This window comes from Goodfellowiella coeruleoviolacea, assembly GCF_024171785.1.
In the GTDB taxonomy this organism is placed as follows: domain Bacteria; phylum Actinomycetota; class Actinomycetes; order Mycobacteriales; family Pseudonocardiaceae; genus Goodfellowiella; species Goodfellowiella coeruleoviolacea.
Map to the genome: position 1 here is coordinate 58,894 of NZ_JAMTCK010000025.1, position 10,577 is coordinate 69,470.

At 73.4% G+C, this 10,577-nt stretch carries 8 protein-coding genes; 7 read left to right on the top strand and 1 reads right to left on the bottom strand.

The window, feature by feature from the left end; all coding sequences use genetic code 11:
- Positions 1-69: 69 nt before the first annotated feature.
- The 5 genes from LX83_RS35830 (at position 70) to LX83_RS35850 (ending at position 2,917) form a co-directional block, all read left to right on the top strand.
- Positions 70-576 (top strand): methylated-DNA--[protein]-cysteine S-methyltransferase, encoded by a 507-nt coding sequence (locus tag LX83_RS35830; RefSeq protein ID WP_253780103.1) that lies wholly within the window; start codon positions 70-72, stop codon positions 574-576.
- A 67-nt stretch (positions 577-643) separates the two neighbouring features.
- Positions 644-1,375, top strand: coding sequence for a 2OG-Fe(II) oxygenase (locus LX83_RS35835; protein ID WP_407649750.1), 732 nt, complete (start codon positions 644-646; stop codon positions 1,373-1,375).
- Positions 1,376-1,461: 86 nt separating this feature from the next.
- Positions 1,462-1,683 carry an Ada metal-binding domain-containing protein gene (locus tag LX83_RS35840; RefSeq protein ID WP_253780105.1) on the top strand — a complete coding sequence of 74 codons (222 nt, stop codon included), beginning with the start codon at positions 1,462-1,464 and terminating at the stop codon, positions 1,681-1,683.
- A complete protein-coding gene (locus LX83_RS35845; protein WP_253780107.1) occupies positions 1,680-2,246 on the top strand; it encodes a type 1 periplasmic-binding domain-containing protein in 567 nt (188 codons plus the stop codon). The genes LX83_RS35840 and LX83_RS35845 overlap by 4 nt, the downstream gene beginning before the upstream one ends.
- Positions 2,243-2,917 (top strand): alpha-ketoglutarate-dependent dioxygenase AlkB family protein, encoded by a 675-nt coding sequence (locus tag LX83_RS35850; protein ID WP_253780109.1) that lies wholly within the window; start codon positions 2,243-2,245, stop codon positions 2,915-2,917. Before LX83_RS35845 ends, LX83_RS35850 begins: the two co-directional genes overlap by 4 nt.
- A gap of 57 nt (positions 2,918-2,974) precedes the next feature.
- Here LX83_RS35850 and LX83_RS35855 read toward each other — a convergent pair whose 3' ends face one another.
- Complete coding sequence (locus LX83_RS35855; RefSeq protein WP_253780111.1) at positions 2,975-3,880, bottom strand: polysaccharide deacetylase family protein; 906 nt, start codon at positions 3,878-3,880, stop codon at positions 2,975-2,977.
- Positions 3,881-4,199: 319 nt separating this feature from the next.
- On the opposite strand from LX83_RS35855, the gene LX83_RS35860 reads away from it, so the two are divergent.
- Positions 4,200-5,480 (top strand): APC family permease, encoded by a 1,281-nt coding sequence (locus LX83_RS35860; protein ID WP_308204122.1) that lies wholly within the window; start codon positions 4,200-4,202, stop codon positions 5,478-5,480.
- A gap of 604 nt (positions 5,481-6,084) precedes the next feature.
- Positions 6,085-10,577, top strand: a 4,493-nt coding sequence (locus tag LX83_RS35865) for a type I polyketide synthase (protein WP_253780115.1), incomplete at its 3' end; no start/stop codon positions are given.

A 10,577-nucleotide genomic window follows, 5' to 3' on the forward strand; every position in this document is an offset into this window, starting at 1 on the left:
TCCCGCCAGCATCGCCACTCGCCGGATCGGAGAGTGGAGGCGGAAGGACCGCACGAGGAGGAGACGACGATGACCACCTACACGACGATCACCAGCCCGCTGGGTGAGCTGCTGCTGGTGGGTGAGGAGTCGGCCACGGCGGCCGGCGGCACCGCGCTCGCCTCGGTGTCCGTGCCCGGCCAGCGGTCCGCTGCCGTCGTCCAGGACGACTGGGTCGAGCGGCCGGAGGCGTTCGCCGAGATCACCGCGCAGTTGCGGGCGTACTTCGCCGGTGGGCTGACCCGCTTCGACATCGAGTGCGTCACCACCGGTTCGGACTTCCAGCGGCGGGTGTGGACAGCGCTGGAGACCATTCCCCACGGCACGACCCGCAGCTACGGCGAGATCACCGCGCTGATCGGCGCGCCACCCGCGGCGGTGCGGGCCGTGGCCGCCGCGATCGGCGCGAACCCGCTGCTGGTCGTGCGTCCCTGCCACCGCGTGATCGGCGCCAACGGGGCGCTGACCGGCTACGCGGGGGGCCTGGACCGCAAGCGGCGGTTGCTGGACCTGGAGCGCGTCCACCCGACCGCCTGACCGTCTCACCCGGCCGCCCGGGACCACCGGAGCCGGGTGACACCACCGCCGAGCTGAGGAATCGATCGTGACCGAAACCATCCCGCTGACCGGGCCGGTGGCCGAGCGCGTCGCCCGGCTGGACTGGGCCGCGCTGGCCGACGAACTCAACGAGCACGGCAGCGCCCTGACCGACCGGCTGCTGTCCGTCGCCGAGTGCCGGGAGATCGCCGCGCTGTACGACCAGCCCGAGCACTTCCGCACCACCGTCGACATGGCCCGCCACCGCTTCGGTTCCGGCCAGTACCGCTACTTCACCCACGACCTGCCCGAGATCGTGCGGGAGTTGCGCGCGGCGTTCTACCCCCGGTTGCTGCCGGTGGCCCGGGACTGGGCGGCCAAGCTCGGCCGGCCCGCGCCCTGGCCGGACACGCTGGCGGAGTGGGTGGCCCGGTGCCACGCGGCCGGGCAGGCCAAGTCAGCGCAGATCCTGCTGCGCTACGGCCCGGGAGACTGGAACGCCCTGCACCGGGACGTGTTCGGGGAGATGGTCTTCCCGCTGCAGGTCGTCATCGGCCTCGACGAGCCCGGGGTCGACTTCACCGGCGGGGAGTTCCTGATGACCGAGCAGCGTGCGCGTGCCCAGTCCCGTGGGTCGTCCACCACCCTGCCCCAGGGCCACGGGCTGGTGTTCACCACCCGTGACCGGCCGGTGGCCTCCCGGCGGGGCTGGGCGAACGGGCCGATGCGGCACGGGGTGAGCACCGTCCGGTCCGGCCGGCGGCACACCCTGGGCCTCGTCTTCCACGACGCGTCATGAGTCCCGCCCCGGCCGGCGCTGGCCCCGGGCCGCACACGCGCACGTATACGCTGGTCGGTGCGGATGGACAGCCGTATCCGAGCACCGTGCCGGGCACGCTCGGCGGGCACCGGCGTGGCCGGCTCTACGGCCGGCTGGACTGCCCCTCCGCCCTGCGGGCCCTCGCCCGCGGCCACTACGCCAAGCACCGGGTGTTCTTCGCTGACGAGTCCACCGCGCGCGCCGCCGGCTACCGGCCCTGCGCGGTGTGCCTGCCGGAGCAGTACGCCCACTGGAAAGCACAGCGGGAAGAGCCCACGACACCATGAACCAGACCACGCCCCGAGGCGCTGCTCGCTCACCGCTGGTCAGCGCGACCGACCTGGCCACGCACGGCGTCGGCCTGCCCACGCCGGCGCCGCACACGGCCGAGGAACTCGACGCGCTCATCGGCCTGCTGACCGGGCGGTCGGCGCGGGTCAGCACCGTCGCGGTCGGCCACAGCCGGGATGCCGCCGCGCGCGTGGCCGCGCAGGCGTTCACCGCCGCCTGGACGGCCCGCGGCGGCACCGTGCTCACCGTGGTGGACTGGCCGGAGACCGCCGCGTCCTGGCTGCGTCCGGCCGTCCGGCTGACCGCGCAGCGGCCCGACGCCTGGGTGGTGGCCGCGGCGCCCCTGGGCTTCGCCCAGCTCGCCCGTCGGCTGCGCCACTCCACCGACTGGGAACCGGCCCGCACGGTCGCGTTCGCCAGCCTGCACGACTCCCGCCTGCCCGCGCTGGCCGGGCCCGACACCGTGCACGGGCTGCGGGGCGCGAGCGCGGACGGCGGCACCTGGGCGGTGCGCCACGGCTGGGTCAGCACCTGTCCGCCGGTCGGGGTGACCGGGTGAGCGCGCTGATTCCCCGCCCGGTCAGGGAACTCGCCCCGGGTGCGGTGCACGTGCCGGGCTGGCTGACCCTCGACCAGCAGCGCGACCTGGTCGCCGCGTGCCGCGCCTGGGCCACCGGGCCGGTGCCGATCCGGCACACCCGGTTGCCCGGCGGCGGTGTCATGTCGGTGCGGACGGTGTGCGTCGGGTGGCACTGGCAGCCCTACCGGTACACCCGGGTGGCCGGAGATGTGAACGGCCAGCGGGTGGCCGAGTTTCCCGAGTGGATGGTCCGGTTGGGACGGCGCGCGCTGCTGGCGGCCTACGGTGACGCCGCGGCAGCGGCCGAGTACACGCCGGACACCGCGCTGGTCAACTTCTACGACGGGCAGGCCAGACTGGGCATGCACCAGGACAAGGACGAGCGGTCCTCGGCGCCGGTCGTGTCGTTGTCCATCGGCGACACCTGTGTCTTCCGCGTGGGCAACACCGAGACCCGCACCAAGCCCTACACCGACATCGAACTGGTCTCCGGTGACCTGTTCGTCTTCGGTGGCCCCTCCCGCTACATCTACCACGGGGTGCCCCGGGTGCTCGGCGGCACCGCGGACCCGGCCTGCGGGCTTTCGGCGGGTCGGTTGAACATCACCATGCGGGTCACCGGCCTCACCGACGAGGATGCCCGGCGGTGAGGCGGGCTGCCGCCCGGGTGCGGAAAGCGCAGGCGAATCCGAGACCGCCTGGCGCGCTCACCGGGTGATGTCCGACGGTCGCTGCCGCCCCGCGAAGGGGTAGCGCTCGCGGAACTCGTCGGCGGCCTCGGCGAACGAACCGAACGTCACCCCGTCGTGCCCGCGCAGGTAGCTGATCAACCGCTCCAGCATGAGCAGGACCTGGGGGCGCCCGCTGACGTCGGGGTGCAGGGTGATCGGGAAGACCGCGTGGTCCAGTTCGCGGTGGACCCAGTCGAACTGGTCGCGCCACAGCTGCTCCACGTCCCTGGGGTTGACGAAACCGTGGCTGTTGGGGGAACTCTTGATGAACATCATCGGCGGCAGGTCGTCCAGGTACCAGTTCGCGGCGAACTCGACCAGATCCACCTCGCGGCCGTGCACCAGGGGACGCATCCACCCCGCCGCGTCCCCGCCGTAGTCGATGCGCGTCCACTCCTCACCGGTGCGGGCATAACAGGGCTGGAAGTCGCGGTGGGACTGGGAGTGGTCGTAGCTGAACCCGTACCGGCACAGCAGGTCGACGGTGCGGGTGGACATCTCCCACCACGGCGCCACATAGCCGCGCGGCCGCACCCCCAGCACCCGGTCGAGCACCGCCAGGCTGTGGGCCAGCACGTCCTCCTCCTGCTGGGCGGACATCCGCAGCGGGTTCTCGTGCAGGTAGCCGTGTGCCCCGATGTCGTGGCCGGCGGCCACCACCCGCGCCATCTGCTCGGGAAACGACTCCGCCGAGTGACCGGGGATGAACCAGCTGGCCCGGATGCCCTCCCGGTCGAACAGCCGCAGCAGGCGGGGCGTGCCCACCTCGGCGGCGAAGATGCCACGCTGGATGTCGTTGGGGGAGTCCTGCCCACCGTAGGAGCCGATCCAGCCCGCCACCGCGTCCACGTCCACCCCGAAGCACACCCTGATCGTCGTCATCGCGGTCCCTTCCTCGCGCGCGTCCCGGTCATGCCGCGAGTGTGTTCCGGACGACCGGGGTGCGCAGGGCGAGCCGGGGGCCGGTGTGCACGCGGCGTGCCGGCAGCGCCGGTCGGCCCGTGCGGGGCGGCGCACCGGGCGTGGGTGGGTGGTGACCGGACGGACACAGTGGACGGTGACCGGCGGCGCTCGCCCGGCTCCCGGGCGGTGGCCCGACTGCCTTGACCCCGGCCAGGGTGAGCGGTTGGACTGGGTCGGTCACACTGGACCCGCCAACCAGCAGCCGGATTCCGGGTTCCGCCCGGTGAGAGGACCACCAGTGACTTCTGTCCCCGGCAACCGTCCGGCGCCGCGCCTGGCCCGGCGACTGGGCACGAGCAGCGCGGTCGTGGTCGGCCTCGGGTCGATGATCGGCGCCGGCGTGTTCGCCGCGTTCGCCCCGGCCGCCCGCGTGGCCGGGTCCGGGCTGCTGATCGGGTTGGCGATCGCGGCGGTGGTGGCCTACTGCAACGCGACGTCGTCGGCCCGGCTGGCCGCCCGCTACCCCGAGTCCGGTGGCACCTACGTGTACGGTCGCGAGCGGCTGGGGCCGTTCTGGGGCTACCTGGCCGGGTGGGGTTTCGTGGTGGGCAAGACCGCCTCGTGCGCGGCCATGGCGCTCACCGTCGCCGCCTACGCCCTTCCGCACGCCGACCGGCCCGCGCGCGCCGGGCTGGCCGTGGTGGTCGTGCTCGCCCTGACCGCGCTGAACTACTTCGGTGTGCACAAGTCGGTGTGGCTGACCAAGGTCATCGTGGGGATCACCCTGCTCGTGCTCGTCGCCGTGGTCGTCGCCTCGTTCAGCGGCGGTACCGCCAGCACCGCGCACCTGTGGCCGTTGGCCGGCAGCGGCGCGGGTGGCGTGCTGCAGTCCGCGGGGTTGCTGTTCTTCGCCTTCGCCGGGTACGCGCGGATCGCCACCCTCGGTGAGGAAGTCCGCGACCCGCGCCGCACCATCCCCAGGGCGATTCCCCTCGCCCTGGGCCTCACCCTGATCGTCTACGCCCTGGTCGCGGTCGCCGCGCTGGCCGCGCTCGGCCCGACCGCGCTCGCCGCCGCCAGCGACCCGCTGGCCAGCGCGGTCGCCGCGGGGTCCTGGCCCTGGCTGGCGCCGGTGGTGCGGGTCGGTGCCGCCGTGGCCGCGCTCGGCTCCCTGCTCGCCCTGGTGCTGGGCGTCTCGCGCACCACCCTGGCCATGGCCCGCGACGGCCACCTGCCCCGGGTCCTCAGCGCGGTGCACCCCCGGTTCCGGGTGCCGCACCGCGCCGAGATCGCCGTCGGTGTCGCGGTCGCGATCCTGGTCAGCGTGGTCGACCTGCGCGGTGCCATCGGCTTCTCGTCGTTCGCCGTGCTCGTCTACTACGCCATCGCCAATGCCTCGGCCTGGACGCTGCACCGCGACGAGGGCCGCCCACCCCGGTTCGTGCCGGTCGTCGGCCTGGTGGGCTGTCTGGTGCTGGCGCTCACCCTGCCCGGGGCCGCCGTGCTGGCCGGGGCACTGGTGCTGGCGCTGGGCGCGGCCACCTGGGGCGTGCGCCGCCTCGCCGGTGCCCGCCCCTGACTGGTGGGGTTTTCGCCCAGTGTCGTGATCACCCCGACAGAACGGCCGCTGGGGGCGAACGCGAGCGCGGTTGGGTGGCTCCGCCGCACCACGGTGTGGGCGAGTACCAGAACTGACGCCGCGTGGCCGGCCGACCGGGACGGCGAGCGGGAACCGGTCGGGGCCGCCACGAAGCCGAGGAGATGACCGGTCTCGTGGTCCGCGACGCTCCTGCCGCGTCCCACGACCGCCCCATGACCGCCACCGTCCACAGTGTCCGGTGGGGCGGGTGAACCCGCGTCCGTGGACGTCGTGGCCGAGTCGGGCCGGCACTGCAACGCTCGTGTGCCGGGCGACAGCCGGGGTCCGGGTGCGGCAACCGGTGGTGCGCCAACTGCCGGAACCAGGATCGCCGTGATGGCCCGATCGGGCTATTCCCAATCACGGAGCATAGGCACTAGACATGGAAAGGAGGACCACGAGTTTTCCATGCCTCGTCAGGATTCTGGGGGTCGAGCATGAAAAGTCCGGCGATCAGGTTCGAGCCCACAACCCTGCGTTCACGTCCCCTGTCGTGATGGCGCGGGAGCCGCTAGCGATCGTCGGGTGTTCGTGTCGGTTGCCGATGGCGTCGGATGTCGACGCCTTCTGGCGGCTGATCGCGAACGGCGTTGACGCCGTGAGCGACCCGCCGGCCGACCGCGGTGACCTCACCGCGGACCTGGGCCGGGGTGGCTATCTCGACCGGGTGGACGAGTTCGACGCGGAGTTCTTCGGCGTGTCACCGGCCGAGGCCGCCGCACTCGATCCGCAGCAGCGGCTCGTGCTGGAGCTGGGCTGGGAGGCGCTGGAGGACGCCGGCATCGTGCCCGCGCAGCTGCGGCACACCCGCACCGGCGTGTTCATCGGCGCGATCGCGGACGACTACGCGACGATCGCGCGCCGCCGAGGCGTTGACGCGATCGGCGCCTACAGCCTCACCGGCTCGAACCGGGGCATGCTGGCCAACCGGCTCTCCTACACCCTCGGGCTGCGCGGACCGAGCATGACCGTGGACGCCGCCCAGTCCTCGTCCCTGGTCGCGGTGCATCTGGCCAGCGAGAGCCTGCGCCGCGGCGAGTCCGCCGTGGCGCTGGTCGGTGGGGTGAACCTGATCCTCACGCCGGACAGCACGGTCAGCGTCAGCAGGTTCGGTGGCCTGTCCCCGGACGGTCGCTGCCACACCTTCGACGCCAGGGCCAACGGCTACGTCCGGGGCGAGGGCGGCGTCGTCGTGGTGCTCAAGCGCCTGGCCGACGCCCTCGCCGCCGGCGACCAGGTGTACTGCGTGATCAACGGCAGCGCGGTCAACAACGACGGCGGTGGGGCGAGCCTGACCTCCCCGGTGCGGGCGGCGCAGGAAGAGGTGCTCAGGCTCGCCTACCAGGACGCGGACATCGACCCCGCCGAGGTCCAGTACGTCGAACTGCACGGCACCGGCACCAGGATCGGCGACCCGATCGAGGCCGCGGCGCTCGGCGCGGCACTGGGAACGGCGCGCGACCGCACCAGCCCGCTGCTGGTCGGCTCGGCCAAGACCAACATCGGCCACCTGGAGGGCGCGGCCGGCGTGGTGGGACTGCTCAAGGCCGCGCTGTGCCTCAGACACCGGAAACTGGTGCCCAGCCTGAACTTCGAGCGCCCCAACCCCGAGATTTCCCTGGACCGGCTGAACCTGCGCGTCCAGCAGCACACCGGTGCCTGGCCCCAGCCGGACAAGCCACTGGTGGCCGGGGTGAGCGCGTTCGGCATGGGCGGCACCAACTGCCACGTGGTGCTCACCGACTGGACCCCACCCGCCGAAACGCCCGTGGACCACCGGCCGAGGGCGCTCGCGTGGCTGCTGTCCGCGAGAACCGCCGAGGCGCTGCGCGCACAGGCGGGCAGACTGGCCGACGCGGCCGGTGAACTCGACCCGGCCGATGTCGCGCATACCCTCGCGCACACCCGCGCCGCGTTCGACCACCGCGCGGTGGTCCTCGGCACCGACAGCGCCGAACTGGTCGCCTCGGCCCGACGGCTGGCGCGCGGCGAGGCCACGACGCGCGTGGTGCGCGCGGTGGCGCCCGGCAGCACCCCGAGGCCGGTGTTCGTGTTCCCCGGCCAGGGCGCGCAGTGGACCGGGATGGCGGTGGAACTGCTGGAGTCCGCACCGGTGTTCGCCGCCAGCATGGCCGACTGCGCGGCGGCGCTGAAGTCCTTTGTGGACTGGGACTTGACCGCGGTGCTGCACGACGAGCGGGCGCTGTCCCGGGATGACGTGGTGCAGCCGGTGCTGTGGGCGGTCATGGTGTCGCTGGCGGCCCAGTGGCGTGCCCACGGTGTCCACCCGGCCGCGGTGGTGGGGCACTCCCAGGGGGAGATCGCGGCGGCCTGCGTGGCCGGTGCCCTGTCCCTGGCGGACGGCGCCCGGCTGGTCGCCCTGCGGGGCCGGCTGCTCGCCGAGCTGTCCGGTCACGGCGGGTTGCTGTCGGTGCCGTTGCCGGCCGCGGAGGTGCCGCTGCTGGACGGGGTGTCCGTGGCCGCGATCAACGGTCCGCGGTCCACAGTGGTCGCCGGGCCCGTCGACGCGCTGACCGAGCTGGCCGCGCTGGTGCCGGGCGCCCGCCGTGTCCCGATCGACTACGCCTCGCACTCACCCGCGGTGGAGGTGATCCGGGAGCGGTTGCTCGCGGACCTGGCCACGCTCCGGCCACGCCCGACCGAGGTGGAGTTCTGGTCGACCGTGACCGGCCAGCGGTTCGACCCGGCCGGCCTGGACGGCGGCTACTGGTACCGCAACCTCCGGCAGCCGGTGCGGTTCGAGCAGACGATCCGCGCACTGCTGGGACACGGCGCGTTCATCGAGATCAGCCCGCACCCGGTGCTCGCGGTGGGCGTGCGGGAAACCGCCGACAGCGCCGACAGCGACGCGGCGGTGCTCGGCACGCTCCGGCGCGGCGACGGCGGACCGGACCGGTTCCTCCGCTCCCTGGCCGAGGCGCACGTGCACGGTGTCGCGGTGGACTGGCGCAGCGTGCTGCCCGCCGGCCGCCGGGTGCGCCTGCCCAGTTACCCGTTCCAGCGGCAACGCCACTGGCTGGACTCCCTGCCCGAGGCGCGCACCGAGCCGGCGCGCGACACGGGCCGCGGCGCTCTGGATTTGGTCCGGTCCGAGGCCGCGGTCGCGCTCGGACACGACCGCCCCGACGAGATCGCCGCCGACCGCACCTTCCGAGACCTCGGCTTCGACTCACTGCTCGCCGTGGAACTGCGCAACCGCCTGAGCACCGCCACCGGCCTGCGGCTGCCCAGCACGGCGTTGTTCGACTACCCGACCCCCGCGGCACTGGCCGACCACCTCGCCGCGGCCGAGCCGGGCACCTGGTCCGCCGCCACCACGGCCACCGCCGCCACCACGACCGTCGCCGCTGACGACCCGATCGCCATCGTCGCCACGGGCTGCCGCTTTCCCGGTGGGGTCCGCTCACCCGAGGACCTGTGGCGGTTGGTCACCGCCGGTTTGGACGTGATCGGCCCGGCACCGACCGACCGGGGCTGGACCGCGGCCGGGTTCAACGGTGGATTCCTGCACGACGCCACCGACTTCGACGCCGCCTTCTTCGGCATCTCACCGCGTGAGGCGTTGGCGATGGACCCGCAGCAGCGGCTGCTGCTGGAAACCTGCTGGGAAACGGTGGAACGCGCCGGCATCGACCCCGCCGCCCTGCGCGGCAGCGACACCGGGGTGTTCGTGGGCGCGACCGCGCAGGACTACGGCCCACGACTGCACGAAGCAGGTGACGACCTCGCCGGCTACCTGCTCACCGGCACCACCGCGAGTGTCGCGTCCGGCCGCATCGCCTACACGCTCGCGCTGCGCGGCCCGGCACTCACCGTGGACACCGCGTGCTCGTCGTCGCTGGTGGCGCTGCACCTGGCCGCGCGGGCACTGCGCCAGGGCGAGTGCTCGCTGGCACTGGCCGCGGGCGTGGCCGTGCTGGCCAACCCCGGCATGTTCCACGAGTTCAGCCGCCAGCGCGGACTGGCACCGGACGGCCGCTGCAAGCCGTTCTCCGCGAGTGCGGACGGCACCGGCTGGGCCGAGGGCGTTGGCGTGCTGCTGCTGGAGCGGCTGTCCGACGCGCAGCGCCACGGCCACCCGGTGTTGGCGGTGGTGCGGGGCAGCGCGGTGAACTCCGACGGCGCCTCCAACGGCCTGACCGCGCCCAACGGACCGGCCCAGCAGCGGGTCATCCGACAGGCGCTGGCCAGTGCCGGACTGTCCACAGCGGACGTGGACGCGGTGGAGGCGCACGGCACCGGCACGACACTGGGTGACCCCATCGAAGCCCACGCGCTGTTGGCCACCTACGGCCAGGACCGGGACCGTCCACTGTGGCTCGGGTCGGTGAAGTCCAACATCGGCCACACCCAGGCCGCCGCCGGCATGGCCGGCGTGATCAAGATGGTCGAGGCGCTGCGGCACGCTGTGCTACCCCGCAGCCTGCACATCGACCAGCCCTCACCGCACGTCGACTGGGACTCCGGTGCGGTGGCGCTGCTCACCGAGCAGCAACCGTGGCCGCGCACCGACCGGTCGCGGCGGGCCGGGGTGTCCTCGTTCGGCGTCAGCGGCACCAACGCGCACGTGATCCTCGAACAAGCTCCGGATCTCCACCCGACCACCGGAGGAACCGAAGCCCCCGTCGAGCCGACGGGCCGGGACGGCGACCACCGGACGGGTCCACTGCCCTGGGTGCTGTCCGCCCGAACCGAACAGGCACTGCTCGACCGGGCCCGTGACGTCCGCGCACTGCTCAACAGCACGGCCCGGTTGGCCGACATCGGCTACTCACTGGCGACAACCCGCACCACCTTCGAACACCGTGCCGTGGTGCTCGCCGAGGACCACGCTGGCTTCGATGCCGCCCTCGGCGCGCTGGCCGACGCCCGCTCCGCGCCCGGACTGGTCCGCGGTGTGGCTGAGGTCGACAACGCGGGCGTGGTGTTGGTGTTTCCGGGTCAGGGGTCGCAGTGGGTGGGGATGGGTGTGGCGTTGTGGGAGTCCTCAGCGGTGTTCGGGGAGTGGATGGAGCG

Coding starts and splice junctions, on each gene's coding strand:
- LX83_RS35830 (WP_253780103.1), top strand. CDS start 70: ATGACCACCTACACGACGATCACCAGCCCGCTGGGTGAGCTGCTGCTG.
- LX83_RS35845 (WP_253780107.1), top strand. CDS start 1,680: ATGAACCAGACCACGCCCCGAGGCGCTGCTCGCTCACCGCTGGTCAGC.
- LX83_RS35855 (WP_253780111.1), bottom strand. CDS start 3,880: ATGACGACGATCAGGGTGTGCTTCGGGGTGGACGTGGACGCGGTGGCG.